This is a genomic window from Klebsiella sp. HMSC09D12 (genome assembly GCF_001808475.1).
Lineage (GTDB): Bacteria > Pseudomonadota > Gammaproteobacteria > Enterobacterales > Enterobacteriaceae > Klebsiella > Klebsiella oxytoca.
The window spans coordinates 180,241-201,249 of the sequence record NZ_KV793495.1; the positions used below are offsets into that span (position 1 = coordinate 180,241).

Here is a 21,009-nt window from a genome sequence, read left to right on the forward strand (position 1 = left end):
GAAATTGTTAATCATTCAGCGCGGCGGCGACGGCCTGGCGTGCGCCAAAAGCGGCGAGCTGATGCCACGCGGCGGTGACATCAGCGACGAACTGCGGATTCTGCGGCAGGTCGCGGCCGAAGATCTCCTCAAGCGTAAGCAGCGCCGCTACGCGCTGTCGCTCATCGCTGGTGGCAACGAGGTGGTGTATTTTATCGGCCAGCGGATCGCGAATATCAATGACGGCTCCGGCGTCATCCACGCCGCTAACATAGCGCATCCAGCCAGCGACGCCCAGCGCCAGTAGCGGCCAGCGGCTCTCTTGCGCAAGATGGACGCGAATTCCGTCAAGCATACGTTGCGGCAGCTTCTGGCTACCGTCCATGGCGATTTGCCAGGTGCGGTGCTTCAGCGCCGGGTTGCTGAAACGTTCGATCAGGCTGTCAGCGTATGCCGACAGGTCAACGCCCTGAATGGATAGCGTCGGCGCCTGTTCATCAACCATCAGCCGGTATGCGGCGCTGTGAAAAATCGGATCCTGCATGCAGTCGCTAATATGCGCATGGCCCGCCAGGTAGCCAAGCCAGGCGAGGAACGAGTGGCTACCGTTGAGCATCCGCAGCTTCATCTGCTCCCACGGTAAAACGTCGTCGGTCATCTGAACGCCCGCCGTTTCCCAGTCCGGGCGACCGGCCACGAAGTTATCTTCAATAACCCACTGAATAAAGGGTTCGCAGCTTATGGCGCAGGGATCTTCTACGCCCAACGCGGCGCGAATTTCCGCCAGCGACTCCTCGGTGGCGGCTGGTACGATGCGATCAACCATGGTGCCGGGGAAGCTGACGTGCTCAGCAATCCACTGTGCCAGCTGCGGATCGCGTTTTTCAGCCATGCCCAGCACGGCGTTTTTCACTACATGTCCATTATCAGGGATGTTGTCGCAGGAGAGCACGGTAAAGGGTGACAGCCCTCGCTGACGGCGGCGCGCCAGCGCTTCAACCAGGATTCCAGGAACCGATTGCGGCAAAGTCGGGTTTTGCAGATCGTGAATAATACGCGGCTGCGTCATATCCAGCAGGCCGCTGGCGGGGTCGATGCAGTAGCCTTTTTCGGTAATGGTCAGAGAGACAATCGCCACCTGCGGTTCACAAAATTTCTCAATAATAGCGGCGAGTGAATCGAGTTTAGCGTTCAGACATTCATGCACGGCGCCGACAACAATTGGCTGGCTGCCCTCAGCGCCTTTTTCCAGCACGGTAAACAGGTGGTTTTGCTGGCGAAGCTGGCTCATCAGCCGATCGCCGCTGAACAGGCTAATCTCACAAATCCCCCAGTCTCCGCCGCTGGCGTTAAGCACCCGATCGGTGAGTAGCGCCTGATGCGCGCGATGAAAAGCGCCAAAGCCGAAATGCACAATACGTGAGCGCAGCTGGCTGCGGTCATAATGAGGGAGCTGTACGCCTTCCGGCAGCGTGGCCGTCGCAATGGTAGTCATTCTTAATACACCTGATTAACCGATAATTAACATCTCTAGTGTAAAGTTATATGACAGCAAATTAAATTGGTGAGCCTTGTTTATCCGCTTAGTGTGAGCTTGATCAAGCAATCGAGCGCTGTTTAGCGAAGATCCTGCTAACAGGAGCGGGAAATTAGCGATAATTTCGTCGCTATTGGTATGACAACTTTGGGAGGCTTTGTAGGGGATAGCCTGGCGATGATGAAGGGCCAACAGCCGTATGGCGCGCATTAAGAAGCAAAAAGACAGCCATTGACTGTCTTTTGCATTTTGCACTGACTTTAAAGGCTGGATTTAGTCCGCGCGGCCCATGTAGCGGCTCTCTTCGATATGAATACGAATGCGCTCGCCCGCGCTGAGGTATTCCGGCACCTGAACGACCAGGCCGGTGCTGAGGGTAGCCGGTTTGTTGCGGGCGCTGGCGGATGCGCCTTTGATGCCCGGCGCCGTCTCAATAATTTCCAGATCCACGGTCTGCGGCAGTTCCAGCGCCAGCAGTTGGCCGTCCCAGGTCAGAACCTGCATGTCAGGCATGCCGCCTTCCGGCATAAACAGCAGCTCTTCTTCGATTTGCTCTTTGGTGAAGATATACGGGGTGTAATCTTCTTTATCCATAAAGACGTATTCATTGCCATCGATATAGGAGAAGTCAACGAAGCGGCGGGTCAGGGTAACGGTATCGACAATGTCGTCGCCTTTGAAGCGCTCTTCCACTTTCAGGCCGGTGCGCACATCGGAGAAACGCATTTTGTACAGCGTCGCTGCGCCGCGGGCGCTCGGTGACTGAATATCAATATTTTTAACAATCAGCAGTTTGCCGTTGTAATTCAGCACCATACCTTTCTTAATTTCATTCGCTCTTGGCATTGCAGTAATCCTGTCACTTAAAGGGTCGAAAATATCGCGTAAAACTACTCGCGCCGGGCCTTTCAGGCAAGCGGAATTCGTGTGTTTTGCTATCTTCGGGTAAAACGTTTAGGCTGGGCCGCAAAAGCCTATCGGAAGAGTCGATTATGGAATGCCGCCCTGAATGCGGAGCTTGCTGTATCGCTCCTTCTATCTCCAGCCCTATCCCGGGTATGCCGCAGGGCAAACCGGCAAATACCCGCTGTATACAGCTTTCGGACAATAACCTGTGCGCGATTTTTGGCTCGCCGTTGAGGCCCAAAGTGTGCGCCAGCCTGAAGCCGGAAGCGGAGATGTGCGCCACAAATCGCGAAGAAGCCATGATCTGGCTTCTTCATCTTGAGCTGAGCACTTCGTGACGTCGGAAGCCCGCACGGACACCCTTTATACGTCTTTAATGCGCCACAGGCAGGCCTGAGTGGCGAGGCCCATCACCAGCGCAATCCAGAATACGGCGTGATAGCTCCAGACTTCCGCAACGACCCCCGCCAGCGAACCGGCAATAATCCAGCCAACGCGGATAGTATTGGTATAGAGGGTCGTGGCCGCACCAGCCTGGCCTGGCATCAGGTCCTGAAAATAGAGCATACCGATACCGGCCAGAATGCCGATAAAAATAGCATTCAGCACCTGCAGGGCCAGCAGCAGTCCCGGGGTGTGTACGGTTAGCATGCCGACATAGAACAGCACCCCGGCAACCGCAGAGATCTGCATCAGGAAACGCTTACCGAAACGTTTGGCGTAGTAACCCGCAATCAGCATGGTCGGGATTTCCAGCCCGGCGGCGGTGCCCATCATTAATCCCGCCAGTTTTTCAGGTAAATGCAGCTCATTAATAATGAACAGCGGCATGTTAATGATGTACAGGCTGTTAATTCCCCACATCAGCGTACAGATGATAAACAGCAGCAGCGCGTCGCGGCGGTTGGTGCGCGGCGCTTCAAGATGTCCCGTCACCAACTTCGGCTCTTTGCGCATGCTGGGGAGAAAAAACCAGACTATTGCGCCGCAGACCACGAAGGCAATCGCCGCGCTGAGGTACATCACCGTAAAGCCGAAACCCATCGCCAGCGCGTAGGCCAGCGGCGGACCGATGACCCATGCCAGCGACACCTGAGCGCGCAGGATCGAGCTGAACATGACCGCCTCGCGGCCCGTTTTGTCCGCATGTTCGCGGGCGAGGGCAAACATCTGCGGGTTCGCGGTGGAACCAAAGCTGCTGAGGAAAACGCCGACGAAGAGCAAAATAAAGTAGTTACGATTCCACGCGAAGAGCACGCAGGCCAGTACGCCCATCAGGCAGCAGAAGACGATCAGCTGCTTGCGGTCGCCTTTGCGATCTGAGCGCCCGGCGAGAAACTGGCTCACCAGAATGCCGATCACCGCGCTGCCGGTAAAAAAGAAGCCGACCATCGCCGGTCGTACGTGAACTTCGCCAGTCAGGAACAGGCTCAGGGTAGGCGTTTGTAGCGCCCCGGCAATGCCCGTCAGGAAGGCGACGATCAGGAAGGCGGAAGAGGTTAAATCGAACCCGCGTCGTGGCAGGGCGGCGCTACTGTTTTGCATGTCGGCTTTCATCGGTTTCAGGAGTCGCGGAGTTTACGCCGTCAGTCAGATAATGAACAGTACCAGGGCACGAATAAATCAAAAAGACGTTTCAAAATTTTGCTTCAGCAAAATGCTGAAGTTCTGGCGGGTTTGTCACCACCTCGTCAGCAAAAGTGTGCTGTATCTCTAACTTCTGTTATCGGGAGAGTAACTTTTCTTGCGCGCTGCCTAATAAAGGTACAGACTTCTTGAAACGTTTCAGCGTCATCGGGAGATTCTCCGGCAGTCAGGTGACGCATTTTTTCTCAAAGTAGCTGAAACGATTCAATTCAGCAGGAGAGGAGAACCATGTTCCAGTTATCTGTGCAGGATATTCATCCCGGTCAGCAGGCCGGTAATAAAGAAGAGGCTATTCGTCAGGTTGCCTCCGCGCTGGTTAGCGCGGGCAATGTGGCTGAAGGGTACATCAACGGGATGCTGGCTCGCGAGCAGCAAACCTCCACTTTCCTTGGCAACGGTATTGCGATTCCGCACGGCACCACCGACACGCGCGATCAGGTGCTGAAAACCGGCGTTCAGGTTTATCAGTTCCCGCAGGGCGTGACCTGGGGCGAAGGGCAGACCGCCTACGTCGCTATCGGTATCGCCGCCAGTTCGGATGAACACCTTGGGCTGCTGCGTCAGCTGACCCATGTGCTGAGCGACGACTCGGTTGCTGAACAGCTAAAGTCCGCCACCACCGCTGAAGAGCTGCGCGCCCTGCTGATGGGTGAAAAGCAGAGCGAAGCGCTGAAGCTGGATAACGAAACGCTGACCCTGGACGTGGTCGCCAGCGATCTGCTGACCCTGCAGGCGCTCAACGCCGCGCGGCTGAAAGAAGCGGGCGCCGTCGATGCTTCCTTTGTTAGCCATGCGATTAATGACAAACCGCTGAACCTCGGCCAGGGCATCTGGCTGAACGACAGTCCGGAAGGCAACCTGCGTAGCGCCATTGCCGTGAGCCGCGCGGCCAACGCCTTTATTCGCGATGAGCAGCCGGTTTCCCTGCTGATCACCGTGGCGATGGCCGATGACCAGCCGACGGCGGTCCTTAATCGCCTGAGCAATTTGCTGCTGGACAAAAAAGCTGACCGTTTGCTGAAGTCCGATGGCGCAACGCTGCTGGCGCTGCTGACCAGCGACGATGCGATTGCTGAAGATGTTCTCAGCGCTGAATACGTTATCCGCAACGAGCACGGGCTGCACGCGCGTCCCGGCACGATGCTGGTGAATACCATTAAACAATTTTCCAGCGACATTACGGTCACTAACCTCGATGGTTCGGGCAAGCCGGCAAACGGCCGCAGCCTGATGAAAGTCGTGGCCCTGGGAGTGAAAAAAGGTCACCGCTTGCGCTTCACCGCGCAGGGTGAAGATGCGCAGCAGGCGCTGGATGCGATTGGCGAAGCGATCGCCGCAGGCCTTGGGGAGGGCGCATAAATGAGCAGACGTGTCGCAACGATTACTTTAAACCCGGCCTATGACCTGGTGGGTTTTACCCCGGAAATTGAACGCGGTGAGGTTAACCTTGTTCGCACGACCGGCTTGCACGCCGCAGGGAAGGGGATCAACGTTGCAAAAGTGCTGAAAGATCTCGGTATCGACGTCACCGTGGGCGGTTTTCTCGGTAAAGATAATCAGGATGGCTTTCAGCAACTGTTCAGTGAGCTGGGCATCGCTAACCGTTTTCAGGTCGTTCAGGGCCGTACCCGTATTAACGTCAAGCTGACAGAAAAAGATGGCGAAGTGACCGACTTCAACTTCTCCGGCTTTGAAGTCACGCCGGGTGACTGGGAGCGTTTTGTTAACGACTCCCTGAGCTGGCTGGGCCAGTTCGATATGGTCTGCGTGAGCGGCAGCTTACCTTCCGGCGTAAGTCCGGAAGCGTTCACCGACTGGATGACCCGCTTGCGCAGCCAGTGCCCGTGCATCATTTTTGACAGCAGCCGCGAAGCGCTGGTTGCCGGTCTTAAAGCGGCGCCGTGGCTGGTTAAACCTAACCGTCGTGAGCTGGAAATCTGGGCGGGTCGCAAGTTACCTGAAATGAAGGATGTGATTGAGGCCGCTCATGCGCTGCGCGAGCAGGGGATTGCCCACGTGGTGATCTCCCTTGGCGAAGAAGGCGCCCTGTGGGTTAACGCCTCCGGCGAGTGGATTGCCAAGCCGCCTTCAGTGGAAGTGGTTAGCACCGTTGGCGCGGGCGATTCAATGGTTGGCGGCCTGATTTACGGACTGCTGATGCGTGAGTCCAGCGAGCATACGCTGCGCCTGGCAACGGCCGTCGCCGCGCTGGCGGTGAGTCAGAGCAATGTCGGTATTACCGATCGTACCCAGTTGGCCGCAATGATGGCGCGCGTCGACTTACAACCCTTTAATTAACAGCAGGAGAGGCATAATGAAAACGCTGCTGATTATTGATGCCGGGCTCGGACAGGCCCGCGCCTATATGGCGAAGACCCTGTTAAGCACCGCGGCGCAAAAAGCGCAACTTGAACTGATTGATAACCCAAACGACGCTGAGCTGGCGATTGTGCTGGGCGCGACGCTGCCAGCTGATAGCGCGCTGAACGGCAAAAAGGTTTATCTCGGCGATATTAATCGCGCCGTTGCTCACCCGGAACTATTCCTCGGGGAAGCCAGGAGCCATGCCACGCCATATGCCGCTCCGGCTGCTACAGCTTTACCGGCGGCAACTCATGGTCCGAAACGCATTGTGGCGGTCACTGCCTGCCCGACCGGCGTCGCGCACACCTTTATGGCGGCGGAAGCGATTGAAACCGAAGCCAAAAAACGCGGCTGGTGGGTGAAAGTTGAAACTCGCGGCTCCGTGGGGGCGGGTAATACCATCACTCCTGAAGAGGTTGAGCAGGCGGATCTGGTGGTTGTCGCGGCTGATATCGAAGTGGATCTGGCGAAATTTGCCGGCAAGCCGATGTATCGCACCACAACCGGTCTGGCGCTGAAGAAAACCGCTCAGGAGCTGGATAAAGCCGTTGTTGAAGCGAAACCATATCAGCCTGCGGGTAAATCCCAGGCCGCGGCAGAAGGCAAAAAAGAGTCCGCGGGCGCCTATCGTCATCTGCTGACTGGCGTATCGTATATGCTGCCGATGGTGGTAGCGGGCGGCCTGTGTATCGCGCTCTCCTTCGCTTTTGGTATCAAAGCCTTTGAAGTAAAAGACACTCTGGCCGCCGCGCTGATGCAAATCGGCGGGGGATCAGCCTTCGCGCTGATGGTACCGGTACTGGCGGGCTTTATTGCCTTCTCCATCGCTGACCGCCCTGGCCTGACGCCAGGTCTTATCGGCGGTATGCTGGCGGTTAGCACCGGATCTGGCTTTATCGGCGGTATTATCGCCGGCTTCCTTGCCGGTTACGTGGCGAAAGCGATCAGTACCAGGCTGAAACTGCCGCAAAGTATGGAAGCGCTGAAACCGATCCTCATCATTCCGCTGGTTTCCAGCCTGATCGTGGGTCTGGCAATGATTTACCTGATTGGTAAACCCGTTGCCGGGATCCTCGAAGGCCTGACCCACTGGCTACAAACTATGGGGACGGCGAACGCGGTTCTGCTCGGTGCAATTCTCGGCGGTATGATGTGTACCGACATGGGCGGCCCGGTGAACAAAGCAGCTTACGCCTTTGGTGTTGGTCTTCTGAGTACCCAAACCTATGCCCCGATGGCGGCCATTATGGCGGCAGGTATGGTTCCACCGCTGGCGCTGGGTCTGGCGACGCTGATTGCGCGTAAAAAGTTTGACAAAGCGCAGCAGGAAGGCGGTAAAGCCGCACTGGTTCTCGGCCTGTGCTTTATCACCGAAGGAGCAATTCCTTTTGCCGCTCGCGATCCGATGCGCGTCCTGCCTTGCTGTATCGTTGGCGGCGCGGTGACCGGTGCGATGTCCATGTGGGTTGGCGCGAAACTGATGGCGCCGCACGGCGGTCTGTTCGTCCTGCTGATCCCTGGCGCGATTACCCCGGTGCTCGGATATCTGATGGCGATTGTGGTCGGTACGCTGGTCGCAGGCCTTTCCTACGCGGTGCTGAAACGTCCTGAAGTTCAGGTGGAAGAAAAAGTCGCCTGATCGACGGTGTTACACGCAAAAGGGCAGAGTCTTCTCTGCCCTTTTTTTATGCCGTATCCGCCCTCTGCTTAACCCGCCATATGTGCTCTCCTTCGCATTTTTAAGCTGTTTAAAAACCATACTAGCCAAATTTTGTGATTCTCTTCATGTTCATATGAAATCCCTCTGGCGGACCCCTTTACTTTAAAACCAATCCGCTTAACATAAACATATGTTCACATTCAAACATGTGTTTAATGAGAGGGTGCTGAATGGGCGTATGATTATTTACTGATATTCAAACATTCCACTGCCAAAGCGTTTTTGTATGCTGGAGGGTATTTTTATGCCTGAAAATGATTACGTTGTAATTATTGGATCGGCAAATATGGATGTTGCTGGTTATTCCCATGTATCGTTGAACTATGCTGATTCTAACCCCGGAAAAATAAAATACACTCCCGGTGGAGTGGGGCGGAATATTGCGCAGAATATTGCTTTATTGAATAAACCATCCTGGCTACTGTCGGTTGTCGGAGATGATTTCTATGGCCACTCCCTATTAAAACAAACGGCTCAGTCCGGCGTTCATGTCGATAAATGTCAGATCGTCCACGGCGAGGGGACATCGAGCTATTTATCGCTGCTCGATAATACCGGTGAAATGCTGGTGGCGATTAATGATATGAGTATCACCGAGCATATTACGCCAGCCTTTTTAAGCCAGCACCGGGATTTTATTCGCAGCGCTGCGGTCATCGTCGTTGACTGTAATATCAGCGAATCGGCGCTGGCCTGGTTGATGGAAAATAGCGGCCCGACGCCCATTTTTGTTGACCCGGTCTCTGCCTGGAAGTGCGTGAAAATCAGCCAGCATCTGGGGCGTATCCACACTCTAAAACCGAACCGAATTGAAGCTGAAACGCTGAGCGGAATTGCGCTTTCCGGCACTGATGACGTCACGCGCGTTGCCGACTGGTTTCACCAGCGTGGCCTGCGGCGCCTGGTGCTGAGCATGGGGGGCGACGGGGTTTACTTCAGCGAGAAAGACGGCGAGCGCGGCTGGTCGGCGCCGTTAAAAACCCAGGTAGTCAACGTCACCGGCGCCGGTGACGCCATGATGGCCGGTCTGGCCTGCTGCTGGCTCGACGGCTGTTCATTTTCGCAAGCGGTGAAGTTTGCTCAGGGATGCTCTTCTCTGGCGCTCTCATCGGAATTCACCAATAACCCTGAATTATCTTACGCCAACGTAAAAAAGGTAGTGGAGAACGAACATGTCTGAATTAAATATTTCCTCTGAATTATTACAGGTTTCTGCGGAAGTTCAGCAGGCATTAAAGAATAACCAACCCATAGTCGCGCTGGAGTCGACTATTATTTCTCACGGAATGCCGTTTCCAGAAAATGCGCAGACCGCGCTGGAAGTCGAAGAAATGATTCGCCGTCAGGGAGCGGTTCCGGCAACAATTGCGATTATTCATGGCGTTATGAAAGTTGGCCTGAGCCGCGAAGAAATTGAATTGCTCGGTCGTGAAGGACATAACGTTACCAAAGTCAGTCGCCGTGATTTACCTTTCGTTGTCGCCGCAGGATTAAATGGCGCGACCACCGTGGCTTCTACCATGATTATTGCCGCCATGGCCGGGATAAAAGTCTTCGCGACCGGCGGTATTGGCGGTGTGCACCGCGGAGCAGAGCATACTTTTGATATTTCCGCCGATTTACAGGAACTGGCCAATACCAATGTTACCGTAGTTTGTGCCGGCGCAAAATCTATTCTCGACCTTGGATTAACAACCGAATATTTAGAAACGTTTGGCGTTCCGCTTATTGGCTATCAAACTTCGGCGCTCCCGGCATTTTTCTGTCGAACCAGTCCGTTTGACGTCAGTATTCGCCTGAATAGCGCTAAAGAAATCGCTAAAGCGATGGCGGTGAAATGGCAGTCGGGCCTGAACGGGGGGATGGTGGTGGCGAACCCGATACCGGAACAGTTTGCGATGCCGGAAGCGAAAATCAACGCCGCCATCGACCAGGCGGTGAAGGAAGCGGAAGAGCAGGGTGTGGTGGGTAAGGAGAGTACGCCGTTCCTGCTGGCCCGCGTTGCGGAGCTGACCGGCGGGGATAGCCTGAAATCCAATATTCAGCTGGTCTTCAATAATGCCGTGCTGGCCTGCGAGATTGCCAAAGAGTATCAGCAGATCGCCTGACGACAGTAGCGGGCTGTTTGCGGTTGCCCGCCCCGATATCAAATATACCGAAAGCCTGGCCTGACGCCGGGTTTTCCACCAGGTAAGGATATCATTATGGACATCATGAGAAGTCTTTTGGGGATGGTGGTATTGCTGGCCATCGCCTTTGCGCTGTCAGTAAATAAAAAACGCATCAGTATCAGAACCGTAGGGGCCGCGCTGCTGCTGCAGATCGTGATTGGCGGAGTGATGCTCTATTTCCCGCCGGGCAAGTGGCTGGTGGAACAGGCGGCGCTCGGGGTACATAAAGTCATGTCCTACAGCGACGCCGGAAGCGCGTTTATTTTTGGATCGCTTGTCGGTCCGAAAATGGATGTGCTGTTTGACGGCGCGGGTTTTATCTTCGCCTTCCGCGTGCTGCCCGCCATCATTTTTGTCACCGCGCTGATAAGCCTGCTTTACTACCTCGGCGTGATGGGGCTGCTGATCCGGATTCTCGGCGGTATCTTCCAGAAAGCGCTGAATATCAGCAAGATTGAGTCCTTTGTCGCCGTGACCACCATCTTTCTTGGCCAAAATGAGATCCCGGCGATCGTCAAACCCTTTATCGACCGTCTCAACCGCAATGAGCTGTTTACCGCCATTTGTAGCGGGATGGCGTCGATCGCCGGATCGATGATGATCGGCTATGCCGGCATGGGCGTACCGATCGATTATCTGTTAGCCGCTTCGCTGATGGCTATTCCAGGCGGGATTCTGTTTGCTCGTATGCTGAGCCCGGCAACCGAAGCCTCCCGGGTCACTTTCGATAATCTCTCCTTCACCGAGACGCCGCCGAAAAGCATTATCGAGGCGGCAGCATCCGGGGCGATGACCGGGCTGAAAATTGCCGCCGGGGTGGCAACGGTGGTGATGGCGTTTGTGGCGATCATCGCGTTGCTGAACGGTATTATCGGCGGCATTGGCGGCTGGTTTGGCTACGGTCACGCCACGCTGGAGGGTATTTTCGGTTTCCTGCTCGCGCCTCTGGCGTGGATTATGGGCGTTGACTGGAGCGATGCGACGCTGGCGGGAAGCCTGATTGGCCAAAAGCTGGCGATAAACGAATTCGTCGCCTACCTCAACTTTTCGCCTTATCTGCAAACCGGCGGTACCCTGGACGTGAAAACCGTTGCGATTATCTCGTTTGCGCTGTGCGGTTTCGCCAACTTTGGCTCAATAGGTGTGGTTGTCGGGGCATTTTCGGCTATTTCACCGCAGCGCGCGCCGGAAATTGCTCAGCTTGGGCTGCGCGCTCTGGCGGCGGCCACGCTCTCTAACCTGATGAGCGCCACCATTGCCGGGTTCTTTATCGGTCTGGCATAAAACAGCGCGCGCACCGCGCCTGCGGTGCGCGATGCTATAGGCTGGGAAGTAAATTGAGCGCGTTATCAACGGATAAAGAAGGGTTGTTGATGCTGTCGCTGGCGCGGGTAATGGCGGTGCAGGCCATGGCGAAAGCGACGCTCTCTTTGAAATCGCTGCCGTCAAGATAGCTATAAAGCAGCCCGGCCATCAGCGCATCGTCGGCGCCAAAGCTGTCTATCGTGGTATGGCCCGGTAGCTTCATCTGAAAACGTTCACCGCCGGCTTCGCTACAGAAAACGGAATCGTCTTCCGAGCAAATTACCACGCGCCGCGTTCCCCTTTCATGCAGCCAGGCTAACGCGCGATCGCGATCGGCCTCGTTTTCAATGGGTTCTCCCCAGAGGATCTGCAGTTCGCGCAGCGTCGGCTTGAGGGTATGGATCTTTCCCAGCCACGGGCGAATGCGGTGCGCTTTAAACTCCGACACGGTATCAACAAATACCGGAATAGCGTTGGCCAGCGTAAATACCCACTCCAGCAACGGCTCCGTTAAATTACAATCGACCAGGATGACGCCGGCATGGGTCAGCAGATCCCGATATTGATTCAGCAGCTGCGGGGTGAGCGACTGTAAGATATGCGTATCGTTAATCGCCAGCACCGTCTCTTCCTGCGGATTGGCGATGGAGAGATAGGTGGCGGTATTGTGACCGTGCAGGCGGATACAGCTTTGCACGTTAACCCCGGCTTGTCGGGTCTGCTCAAGCAACGTTTCGCCGTAAAAGTCGCTGCCGACGGCGGAAATCAGATGCACATCGCGGCCCAGCAGCGCCAGATTATGCGCGATGTTCCGCGCCACTCCGCCGGCGGAGCACTGGATATTGCCCGGGTTGGAGACCGGTTGGGGATAATGAATATCGGCAATGCCGCGGATATCCATATTCACCGCGCCCAGCGAGACGCAATACTCCTGCTCGGTAAGGATGTAGCCTTTGCCCTTGATGGCCCCCTTACGCGTGAGGTCCATAATATGCGCGGCTACGCGGGAGCGGCTAATCTGCAGAATATCGGCAATCTCATGCTGCTGAATCAGCGGATTGCGCCGCAAAATTTTGAGGATCTGCTTTTCCCTGTCGTTCATATCAGACCACGGCCTCTTCCGTCTGCTGCGCCCGCAGCCAGGCGATCTCTTCCGCCCAGATATCAGGATTGATCGTTTCCAGGATCAGCGGGATACCGTCAAAGCGGCTATCCTGCATTATCCAGCGGAAGGCATCGTGGCCGATATTGCCTTCACCCAGGCTGTGGTGGCGGTCAACGCGGCTGCCGAACGTGCTTTTCGCATCGTTCAGATGCATACCGCGCAAATACTGAAAACCGACAATCCGTTCAAAATCAGCGAAGGTTTTTTCACACTCTTCGGCGCTACGCAGGTCGTAGCCGGCGGCGAAGGCGTGGCAGGTATCAATGCACACGCCGACGCGCGATTTATCTTCCACGCCATCGATGATGGCTGCCAGATGTTCAAACTTAAACCCCAGGTTACTGCCCTGGCCGGCGGTGTTTTCAATGACCGCCGTCACGCCTTCGGTTTTGGCCAGCGCGATGTTAATGGACTCGGCAATGCGCGCCAGGCATTCGTCTTCTGGAATTTGCTGCAGATGACTACCCGGATGAAAATTGAGCAGCGTCAGGCCGAGCTGCTGGCAACGGGAGAGTTCATCAATAAAGGCATCGCGGGATTTTTCCAGCGCGTCCGCAACCGGGTGGCCGAGGTTAATCAGATAGCTGTCGTGCGGCAGAATTTGTCCCGGGCCGAAATGATGCTTCTCGCAGGCGGCTTTAAATTCAGCAATGGTGTCGTCGCTCAAAGGCGCGGCGCGCCACTGGCGCTGGTTTTTGGTGAAGAGGGCAAATGCGGTCGCGCCGATTTCGGCTGCGCGAATGGCGGCATTGGCTACACCGCCGGAGGCGCTGACGTGCGCTCCAATGTATTTCATAAAAAAACTCCAGTTAAGCCGCTGGGGGGAGGGTAATGATAGCGGCTTAGCCGGAGAGTTACATCATCCTTAATACAACCTGAGTATTGAGGAGACTCAGGCCATCAGACTGTGGATAGCAAGGTTAATCGCGCCGCCGCCGACAATCAGCCAGACAAAGAGCATCAGCGCCATCAGCAGCGGTTTAGCGCCGGCTTTTTTCAGCGCGCTGACGTGGGTGGTCAGGCCGAGGGCCGCCATCGCCATCGCCAGCAGCACGGTATCCAGGGTCACCAGCATATCAACTACCGCTTTCGGCAGCAGGTGGAAGGAGTTAAATACCGCCACCAGAATAAACAGGATCGCAAACCACGGAATGGTGATTTTGCTTTTCTCGCCGCCGTTTGCCGGGGCTAATTGCTTCACGCGAGCGGCAAGGAACAGCAGGAACGGAGCCAGCATCATCACGCGCAGCATTTTTGCAATCACCGCCGCGTTTTCCGCATCCGGACTTACGGCGTGGCCGGCGGCGACAACCTGGGCAACCTCATGCATCGTCGAACCCATATAGATGCCGTAGGCCTCCGGCGTAAACCAGTGCGCCAGGAAAGGATAAACTGCCGGGTACAGGAAGATAGCAATGGTACCGAAAATCACCACCGTGGCCACGGCGACCGTCACTTTGCTGGCTTCCGCTTTGACGACCGGTTCCGTCGCCAGGACCGCTGCCGCGCCGCAAATGCTGCTACCGGCGCCAATCAGCCAACTGGTATGTTTATCGAGGCCGAAAACCTTTTGCCCAAGAAAACAGGCGATAAAAAAGGTGCTGGAAAGCGTCAGCACATCAATCACGATACCGCTGACGCCAACGTCGGCAATCTGAGCGAACGTCAGGCGAAAGCCGTATAGAATGATGCCGAGGCGCAGTAGGTGCTGTTTGGCAAAGAGTACGCCGCCGTCGCAGGGCTGCCAGATTTTCGGGTAAACCGTGTTACCGATGACCATGCCGAACAAAATGGCCAACGTAAGGGCGCTGAAGCCCGCGCCAGCGATTGCCGGAAAACTACCGGCCCACAGCGCTGCGCCGGTGAGCAGGGCGGTCAGCGCCAGTCCAGGTGCAAAGTGCCGCAATGGGCGATGTTTAGTCGGTAAAGTGAGTGCTGTCATAACCTTCTCCTTTGTCTGGGAAAAGCATACGACGCGCTGGTTTAAATATAAAATTGATTATATATTTATAATTAATCGTAATAAGTGGTAAACGAGCGGTTTCGCGGTGTGAGCACGATGTGTATAAGCCTTAGCCGCGGATGCCGGGTCGTCTATAAAGGCAGGAAAAATCATGCATATCACGCTACGGCAGCTGGAAGTTTTTGCTGAAGTTCTGAAAAGCGGGTCGACGACCCAGGCCTCGCAAATGCTGGCGCTGTCGCAGTCGGCGGTCAGCGCCGCGCTGACCGATCTTGAAGGGCAGTTGGGAGTGCAGCTGTTTGACCGCGTCGGGAAAAGGCTGGTGGTCAACGAACACGGCAGGCTGCTCTATCCGCGGGCGCTGGCGCTGCTGGAGCGGGCGCTGGAGATAGAGCAGCTGTTTCGCGGCGACAACGGCGCGATTCGCGTCTACGCCAGCAGCACCATCGGCAACTATATCTTGCCGGAGATCATTGCGCGCTATCGACGCGACCTGCCGGATTTACCGCTGGAGCTGAGCGTGGGCAATAGCCAGGACGTGATCAACGCGGTGGCCGATCTGCGGGTGGATATCGGGTTGATTGAAGGTCCCTGCCACGCGGCGGATATTATCGCCGAACCCTGGCTGGAAGATGAACTGGTGGTCTTTGCCGCGCCGGATTCACCGCTGCTGGAAGGGGAGGTGACGCTGCAACGGCTGGCGGAGGCGCCGTGGATTCTACGCGAGCACGGCTCCGGGACCCGGGAAATTGTCGACTATTTATTATTATCGCATCTACCGGCATTTCATCTTGGAATGGAACTGGGTAATTCGGAAGCCATCAAGCACGCGGTGCGCCATGGTCTGGGCATTAGCTGCCTGTCGCGACGCGTGGTTGCGGAGCAGCTTGAAGTGGGATCGCTGGTGGCGCTGAAGATTCCACTGCCGCGCTTAACCCGCACCCTGTGGCGTATTCATCACCGCCAGAAGCATATTTCCAAGGCATTACAGCGTTTCCTGAGCTATTGCGAGATCGCAACCTGATACGCGAGGTTTTGCACCGGCGCCAGCCCGTGTTGAACGCAAATATCCGCTGTTTTCGCGTAATACCATGTTCCCCATGGATAAGGTTCCCAGCAGCGAATATAGCGGTCAGGGCTAAAAAGGGTGAAATGTAAAACCAGAATCAGCGTATTTGCGGTGAGCAGCAATAGCGGCGTCAGGTAAAGGCAAGACCTGACGATGGGGGTTGCAAAAGGTAGCGGCGCAGCCTGGGGGAAAAAGAGTTTTTTATTTCCCTCTATGCTCAATATCAGCAGCGCAGGCCCCAGGCAGACAAAGTTTGCTTTTAAAATATTCTGCGAACAGAAATCCGGCGCCCGTGGCAGCCTGAGTAGCGTGAAATAGTCGCCTGCCAGGTAAAGAGAGCACAAAGCAAGCAGAGGGCAAATCAGCGAAACGCCGACCCAGACCGGCCAGTCATACTGAGGCGGCGGTTGCACTTTGCGCATCAATTGCTCCCTCGCTCATCCGGCGATGGCCTGATAATGGTGTAGCCAAAATGCTGGCACCAGCGGCTATTCCTGACGTACATATACGTGGCCCCATGGCCGCCTTTGCTGATACACACGCCAAACTGTGGGCTTTTATAGTGCTCAATAGTGACGTATTGCAGGACATAAAGGCTGACAGACCACACCGGCCCCATCGCAATAAAGAACAAAAACAGGAGCGTGGCGTAGCGCTCGCCAGGCGTACCGTTGGCGGTGCAGGCGGCAATCAGCGCCATCAGCAGTGCCAGACCGAGAAAGAGGATGCCGGAGAAGAGCGAGTCGGCGCTGTCGACAATATAATCCGGACGGAAGTACCACTCTTCAATAATCTTGATGCTTTGATAGAAGCCAATGATAAAAAGAATGAAGCAAAAGCAAGCTGCGTAGACTCCCTCAGCGAGCGACATGGTGCGGCGTTTGCGCTTGTTCTTGCGTTTCATCGTCGGTTCCTTCCGTGGAATTTCGCGGAAGTTTGCCCGATATCCCTCTGGTTTGTGCATTTATTTGTGCTAATGGCGGATTTGTTCTTTACTAATAATCGGCAGTCGATCATGAAGCTCTCTTATAACTTTGCATTTGTATCGGATGGATCACAGACTCTCTGCTACAATCTCGCCTCGTTTTTTGGATGGATAGCATTTTCACATGGTTTCGGATACTAAAACCACAGAAGCGCCCGGTTTACGTCGTGAACTGAAGGCGCGCCACTTGACCATGATCGCTATTGGCGGTTCCATAGGTACAGGTCTTTTTGTTGCCTCTGGCGCAACGATTTCTCAGGCAGGCCCAGGCGGGGCGCTGCTCTCCTATATTCTCATCGGCCTGATGGTTTATTTCCTGATGACCAGCCTCGGCGAGCTGGCGGCGTTTATGCCGGTCTCCGGCTCTTTTGCTACCTATGGGCAAAATTACGTCGAGGAAGGTTTTGGCTTCGCGCTGGGCTGGAACTACTGGTACAACTGGGCGGTGACCATCGCCGTTGACCTCGTTGCCGCTCAGCTGGTGATGACCTACTGGTTCCCGGACGCGCCCGGCTGGATCTGGAGCGCGCTGTTCCTCGGGATCATGTTCCTGCTGAACTGGATTTCGGTAAAAGGCTTTGGCGAGGCGGAATACTGGTTTTCGCTGATCAAAGTCGCCACCGTCATTATCTTCATTATTGTCGGCGTGATGATGATCTTCGGCATCTTCAAAGGCGCACAGCCTGCGGGCTGGAGCAACTGGGTTGTCGACGATGCGCCGTTCGCGGGCGGCTTTGCGGCGATGATTGGCGTGGCGATGATTGTCGGCTTCTCATTTCAGGGAACCGAGCTTATCGGCATCGCGGCCGGCGAATCGGAAAACCCGGAGAAGAACATCCCGCGCGCGGTGCGTCAGGTGTTCTGGCGTATCCTGCTGTTCTATGTGTTCGCCATCCTGATCATCAGTCTGATTATTCCTTATACCGACCCGAGCCTGCTGCGTAACGACGTGAAAGATATTTCCGTCAGTCCGTTTACGCTGGTATTCCAGCACGCAGGGCTGTTGTCGGCGGCGGCGATTATGAACGCGGTTATTCTGACTGCGGTATTGTCGGCGGGTAACTCCGGGATGTACGCGTCCACCCGCATGCTCTATACCCTGGCCTGCGATGGCAAAGCGCCGCGTATTTTCTCTAAGCTGTCAAAAGGCGGCGTGCCGCGTAATGCGCTGTATGCCACCACGGTGATTGCTGCGCTGTGCTTCCTGAGCTCAATGTTCGGTAACCAGACCGTTTACCTGTGGCTGCTGAACACCTCGGGGATGACTGGCTTTATTGCCTGGCTGGGGATTGCCATCAGCCACTATCGCTTCCGTCGCGGCTACGTTATGCAGGGGAACGATCTGAATAACCTGCCGTACCGTTCAGGCTTCTTCCCGCTGGGGCCGATCTTCGCGTTCGTCCTGTGTCTTATCATTACCCTGGGGCAGAACTACGAAGCGTTCCTCAAAGACACCATCGACTGGGGCGGCGTTGCGGCAACCTATATCGGCATTCCACTGTTCCTGGTCATCTGGTTTGGCTACAAGCTGGCAAAAGGAACGCGCTTTGTGCGCTACAGTGAAATGAAGTTCCCGGATCGCTTCAAAGGCTAAGGTTAGCTTGCTCGGTCAGATAAAACCCTCTCAACGAGAGGGTTTTTTTATGTCTCCAGTTCTTACAAATTGATACAGATCTCCATAATTGTATTGATAATTGTAATCATTATCTTTATCATTTTCGCCAAATTCAGGATGAAGCCAATCCCCGTATCTTGCAGACACTCAAACTGACAAGGGGCGACCAGCCACATCTACTGTAAAAAATTGCGCGCACGCCGCCGTTAGAGCGGTATGCCGACAGTACCTGTGAGCAGCACCTTTTTTGTTTGTTTTGTTGTACACCTCATGGAGATATGGAATGTTCAGGCTAAACCCTTTTGTCCGGGCCGGATTATGTGCGTCCGTCGTATCCTTAGCGTTTCCGGCGCTGGCTGACGTTAATGAAGAGACGCTGGTCGTCACCGCTGCGGCAACTGAACAGAGCGTCAAAGATGCGCCCGCCAGTATTAGCGTTATCACCCAACAGGATCTGCAGCGTAGACCGGTACAAAACCTGAAGGATGTACTGCGGGAAGTGCCGGGCGTGCAGCTCACCAACGAAGGGGATAACCGCAAGGGGGTGAGTATTCGCGGCCTCAGCAGCGGCTATACGCTGATCCTCGTTGATGGCAAACGCGTTAACTCGCGCAACGCCGTTTTCCGCCACAATGATTTTGACCTTAACTGGATCCCGGTTGATGCCATTGAGCGTATCGAAGTCGTGCGCGGGCCGATGTCTTCCCTCTATGGTTCCGACGCCCTCGGCGGCGTAGTGAATATCATCACTAAAAAAGTCGGCCAGCAGTGGACCGGCACCCTCAGCGCGGACACCACCATTCAGGAACACCGCGATCGCGGCGATACGTACAATGGCCAGTTCTTTACCAGCGGCCCGCTGATTGACGGTGTGCTCGGAATGAAGGCCTACGGCAGCCTGGCAAAGCGCGCCAAGGACGATCAGCAGGCTTCCAGCAACGCAGCTGGCGAAACGCCGCGTATTGAAGGCTTCACCAGCCGCGACGGCAATGTCGAATTCGCCTGGACGCCCAATGACAATCAGGACATTACCGCAGGCTACGGTTTTGATCGCCAGGATCGTGATTCCGACTCTCTCGACCGCAACCGCCTTGAACGTCAGAACTACTCCCTGAGCCACAACGGTCGCTGGGATGTCGGCAATAGCGAGCTGAAATTCTACGGCGAGAAAGTGGATAATAAAAATCCCGGACAGGCCGGCACCATCACTTCTGAGAGTAACGCGGTGGATGGCAAATACGTTCTGCCGCTGGGAATGATTAACCAGCTGCTGACCTTCGGCGGCGAATGGCGCCACGATAAGTTGAAGGATCCGGTCAACCTGAGCAGCGGCGGTAAATCCACTTCCGCCAGCCAGTATGCGCTGTTCCTGGAAGATGAATGGCGGATAATCGAACCTCTGGCCTTAACCACCGGCATCCGTATGGACGATCACCAGACCTATGGCGATCACTGGAGCCCGCGTGCTTATCTGGTCTATAACGCTACCGATACCGTGACCGTGAAGGGCGGCTGGGCGACGGCATTTAAAGCGCCATCGCTGCTGCAGCTGAACCCGGACTGGACCACCAACTCCTGCCGCGGTTCGTGCAGCATTATCGGTAACCCGGATCTGAAGCCGGAAACCAGCGAAAGCTTCGAGCTGGGTTTGTACTATCGCGGCGAAGAGGGCTGGCTTGAAGGCGTGGAAGGAAGCGTCACCACCTTCCAGAACAACGTTGACGATATGATCGATATTCTGCGTACCTCCAGCGCCAGCGAAGCGCCGGGCTATCCGAACTTTGTCGGCTGGAAAACGGTGAACGGGAAACGCGTGCCGGTCTTCCGCTACTTCAACGTCAATAAGGCGCGAATCAAAGGGGTAGAAACGGAATTGAAAGTACCGTTTGGCGATGAATGGAAGCTGACGGTGAACTACACCTATAACGATGGTCGCGACCTGAGTAACGGCGGCGATAAACCGCTGCAGACGCTGCCGTTCCATACGGCTAACGGCACACTCGACTGGAAACCGCTGGACGACTGGTCCTTCTACGTCACCGCCAACTATACCGGCGAACAGCGTTCGGTCAGCACGACGGGCAAAACGCCCGGCGGCTACACCATGTTTGATATCGGCGCGGCCTGGAACGTCACCAAAAACGTCAAGCTGCGCTCCGGGGTGCTTAACGTCGGCGATAAGGATCTGAGCCGCGACGACTACAGCTATACAGAAGAAGGTCGCCGCTACTTTATGGCCGTCGATTACCGCTTCTAACCGGGCGATAAAAGAGGGCTGGCAGATTTCCCTGCCAGCCCTCGTTAAAGGCGCTCAGGTGGCTACTTACCGGGGCGAATAATGGCACGAATACTGCCGCAATTATTTCTAATATACCCTAAATAATTCGAGTTGCAGGAAGGCGGCGACGCAGGGAATCCCCAGGAGCTTACTCTAGTAAGTGACTGGGGTGAGCGAGGAAAGCCAACGCACATGCAACTTGAAGTATGACGGGTATACACACGATGAGCAGACACCAGATCGGGACGTTGGGCGTTACCTTCATGGTTTGTTCTCCTGTGTAAGTTCACAGAGATATTGCAATT

18 protein-coding genes are annotated in these 21,009 nt (G+C 55.4%); 10 read left to right on the forward strand and 8 right to left on the reverse strand.

Going from position 1 to position 21,009, the window contains the following annotated elements:
* Positions 1-7: 7 nt before the first annotated feature.
* Positions 8-1,474 carry a mannitol dehydrogenase family protein gene (locus tag HMPREF3178_RS20440; RefSeq protein WP_004103940.1) on the reverse strand — a complete coding sequence of 489 codons (1,467 nt, stop codon included), beginning with the start codon at positions 1,472-1,474 and terminating at the stop codon, positions 8-10.
* A 315-nt stretch (positions 1,475-1,789) separates the two neighbouring features.
* The gene (gene yeiP / locus HMPREF3178_RS20445) at positions 1,790-2,362 is read right to left on the reverse strand and encodes an elongation factor P-like protein YeiP (RefSeq protein WP_004103935.1); all 573 of its coding nucleotides are present in this window, start codon (positions 2,360-2,362) and stop codon (positions 1,790-1,792) included.
* Positions 2,363-2,508: 146 nt separating this feature from the next.
* On the opposite strand from yeiP, the gene HMPREF3178_RS20450 reads away from it, so the two are divergent.
* Complete coding sequence (locus HMPREF3178_RS20450) at positions 2,509-2,760, forward strand: YkgJ family cysteine cluster protein (RefSeq protein WP_004103933.1); 252 nt, start codon at positions 2,509-2,511, stop codon at positions 2,758-2,760.
* A 25-nt stretch (positions 2,761-2,785) separates the two neighbouring features.
* Here the strand turns inward: HMPREF3178_RS20450 and setB are convergent, their stop codons facing one another.
* Entirely contained in the window at positions 2,786-3,967 is a 1,182-nt protein-coding gene (setB, locus tag HMPREF3178_RS20455) for a sugar efflux transporter SetB (protein ID WP_053065085.1), read from the reverse strand.
* Positions 3,968-4,297: 330 nt separating this feature from the next.
* On the opposite strand from setB, the gene fruB reads away from it, so the two are divergent.
* The 6 genes from fruB (at position 4,298) to HMPREF3178_RS20485 (ending at position 11,608) form a co-directional block, all read left to right on the forward strand.
* The gene (gene fruB / locus HMPREF3178_RS20460; RefSeq protein WP_032728557.1) at positions 4,298-5,428 is read left to right on the forward strand and encodes a fused PTS fructose transporter subunit IIA/HPr protein; all 1,131 of its coding nucleotides are present in this window, start codon (positions 4,298-4,300) and stop codon (positions 5,426-5,428) included.
* The gene (fruK, locus tag HMPREF3178_RS20465; protein ID WP_004103928.1) at positions 5,429-6,367 is read left to right on the forward strand and encodes a 1-phosphofructokinase; all 939 of its coding nucleotides are present in this window, start codon (positions 5,429-5,431) and stop codon (positions 6,365-6,367) included.
* 16 nt (positions 6,368-6,383) lie between these two features.
* The gene (gene fruA / locus HMPREF3178_RS20470) at positions 6,384-8,072 is read left to right on the forward strand and encodes a PTS fructose transporter subunit IIBC (RefSeq protein ID WP_070585469.1); all 1,689 of its coding nucleotides are present in this window, start codon (positions 6,384-6,386) and stop codon (positions 8,070-8,072) included.
* Positions 8,073-8,397: 325 nt separating this feature from the next.
* Entirely contained in the window at positions 8,398-9,333 is a 936-nt protein-coding gene (locus HMPREF3178_RS20475) for a pseudouridine kinase (protein WP_053065084.1), read from the forward strand.
* The gene (locus HMPREF3178_RS20480; RefSeq protein ID WP_004114116.1) at positions 9,326-10,261 is read left to right on the forward strand and encodes a pseudouridine-5'-phosphate glycosidase; all 936 of its coding nucleotides are present in this window, start codon (positions 9,326-9,328) and stop codon (positions 10,259-10,261) included. The genes HMPREF3178_RS20475 and HMPREF3178_RS20480 overlap by 8 nt, the downstream gene beginning before the upstream one ends.
* A 96-nt stretch (positions 10,262-10,357) precedes the next feature.
* Positions 10,358-11,608 (forward strand): NupC/NupG family nucleoside CNT transporter, encoded by a 1,251-nt coding sequence (locus HMPREF3178_RS20485; RefSeq protein WP_004103919.1) that lies wholly within the window; start codon positions 10,358-10,360, stop codon positions 11,606-11,608.
* 34 nt (positions 11,609-11,642) lie between these two features.
* Here the strand turns inward: HMPREF3178_RS20485 and HMPREF3178_RS20490 are convergent, their stop codons facing one another.
* The 3 genes from HMPREF3178_RS20490 to HMPREF3178_RS20500 all read right to left on the reverse strand — a co-directional run bounded on the left by HMPREF3178_RS20490 (position 11,643) and on the right by HMPREF3178_RS20500 (position 14,736).
* Positions 11,643-12,731: a sugar kinase gene (locus HMPREF3178_RS20490; protein WP_004103916.1), complete on the reverse strand. Its 1,089-nt coding sequence runs from the start codon at positions 12,729-12,731 to the stop codon at positions 11,643-11,645.
* Position 12,732: 1 nt separating this feature from the next.
* Positions 12,733-13,590, reverse strand: coding sequence for a deoxyribonuclease IV (gene nfo, locus HMPREF3178_RS20495; RefSeq protein WP_004103914.1), 858 nt, complete (start codon positions 13,588-13,590; stop codon positions 12,733-12,735).
* Positions 13,591-13,686: 96 nt separating this feature from the next.
* On the reverse strand, positions 13,687-14,736 hold the full coding sequence (locus tag HMPREF3178_RS20500; protein ID WP_004103912.1) for a YeiH family protein: 1,050 nt from the start codon (positions 14,734-14,736) through the stop codon (positions 13,687-13,689).
* A 172-nt stretch (positions 14,737-14,908) separates the two neighbouring features.
* On the opposite strand from HMPREF3178_RS20500, the gene yieE reads away from it, so the two are divergent.
* A complete protein-coding gene (gene yieE / locus HMPREF3178_RS20505; RefSeq protein WP_004103910.1) occupies positions 14,909-15,781 on the forward strand; it encodes a DNA-binding transcriptional regulator YeiE in 873 nt (290 codons plus the stop codon).
* Here yieE and HMPREF3178_RS20510 read toward each other — a convergent pair.
* Positions 15,760-16,248: a hypothetical protein gene (locus HMPREF3178_RS20510; protein ID WP_016809573.1), complete on the reverse strand. Its 489-nt coding sequence runs from the start codon at positions 16,246-16,248 to the stop codon at positions 15,760-15,762. The two genes, yieE and HMPREF3178_RS20510, sit on opposite strands and share 22 nt — an antisense overlap.
* Positions 16,248-16,730: a hypothetical protein gene (locus tag HMPREF3178_RS20515; protein WP_024274493.1), complete on the reverse strand. Its 483-nt coding sequence runs from the start codon at positions 16,728-16,730 to the stop codon at positions 16,248-16,250. Before HMPREF3178_RS20515 ends, HMPREF3178_RS20510 begins: the two co-directional genes overlap by 1 nt.
* 205 nt (positions 16,731-16,935) lie before the next feature.
* On the opposite strand from HMPREF3178_RS20515, the gene HMPREF3178_RS20520 reads away from it, so the two are divergent.
* Positions 16,936-18,405: an amino acid permease gene (locus HMPREF3178_RS20520; protein ID WP_004103903.1), complete on the forward strand. Its 1,470-nt coding sequence runs from the start codon at positions 16,936-16,938 to the stop codon at positions 18,403-18,405.
* Between the two features lie 304 nt (positions 18,406-18,709).
* Positions 18,710-20,683: a catecholate siderophore receptor CirA gene (cirA, locus tag HMPREF3178_RS20525; protein WP_004114107.1), complete on the forward strand. Its 1,974-nt coding sequence runs from the start codon at positions 18,710-18,712 to the stop codon at positions 20,681-20,683.
* Positions 20,684-21,009 lie beyond the last annotated feature (326 nt).

Bases quoted from the DNA above. Each gene is read 5' to 3' on its own strand.
- nfo (WP_004103914.1), bottom strand. From the start codon at position 13,590: ATGAAATACATTGGAGCGCACGTCAGCGCCTCCGGCGGTGTAGCCAAT.
- HMPREF3178_RS20475 (WP_053065084.1), top strand. From the start codon at position 8,398: ATGCCTGAAAATGATTACGTTGTAATTATTGGATCGGCAAATATGGAT.
- HMPREF3178_RS20485 (WP_004103919.1), top strand. From the start codon at position 10,358: ATGGACATCATGAGAAGTCTTTTGGGGATGGTGGTATTGCTGGCCATC.
- HMPREF3178_RS20500 (WP_004103912.1), bottom strand. From the start codon at position 14,736: ATGACAGCACTCACTTTACCGACTAAACATCGCCCATTGCGGCACTTT.
- fruA (WP_070585469.1), top strand. From the start codon at position 6,384: ATGAAAACGCTGCTGATTATTGATGCCGGGCTCGGACAGGCCCGCGCC.
- HMPREF3178_RS20480 (WP_004114116.1), top strand. From the start codon at position 9,326: ATGTCTGAATTAAATATTTCCTCTGAATTATTACAGGTTTCTGCGGAA.
- HMPREF3178_RS20520 (WP_004103903.1), top strand. From the start codon at position 16,936: ATGGTTTCGGATACTAAAACCACAGAAGCGCCCGGTTTACGTCGTGAA.
- setB (WP_053065085.1), bottom strand. From the start codon at position 3,967: ATGCAAAACAGTAGCGCCGCCCTGCCACGACGCGGGTTCGATTTAACC.
- HMPREF3178_RS20450 (WP_004103933.1), top strand. From the start codon at position 2,509: ATGGAATGCCGCCCTGAATGCGGAGCTTGCTGTATCGCTCCTTCTATC.
- HMPREF3178_RS20440 (WP_004103940.1), bottom strand. From the start codon at position 1,474: ATGACTACCATTGCGACGGCCACGCTGCCGGAAGGCGTACAGCTCCCT.
- yeiP (WP_004103935.1), bottom strand. From the start codon at position 2,362: ATGCCAAGAGCGAATGAAATTAAGAAAGGTATGGTGCTGAATTACAAC.
- yieE (WP_004103910.1), top strand. From the start codon at position 14,909: ATGCATATCACGCTACGGCAGCTGGAAGTTTTTGCTGAAGTTCTGAAA.
- fruK (WP_004103928.1), top strand. From the start codon at position 5,429: ATGAGCAGACGTGTCGCAACGATTACTTTAAACCCGGCCTATGACCTG.
- fruB (WP_032728557.1), top strand. From the start codon at position 4,298: ATGTTCCAGTTATCTGTGCAGGATATTCATCCCGGTCAGCAGGCCGGT.
- HMPREF3178_RS20490 (WP_004103916.1), bottom strand. From the start codon at position 12,731: ATGAACGACAGGGAAAAGCAGATCCTCAAAATTTTGCGGCGCAATCCG.
- HMPREF3178_RS20510 (WP_016809573.1), bottom strand. From the start codon at position 16,248: ATGCGCAAAGTGCAACCGCCGCCTCAGTATGACTGGCCGGTCTGGGTC.
- cirA (WP_004114107.1), top strand. From the start codon at position 18,710: ATGTTCAGGCTAAACCCTTTTGTCCGGGCCGGATTATGTGCGTCCGTC.
- HMPREF3178_RS20515 (WP_024274493.1), bottom strand. From the start codon at position 16,730: ATGAAACGCAAGAACAAGCGCAAACGCCGCACCATGTCGCTCGCTGAG.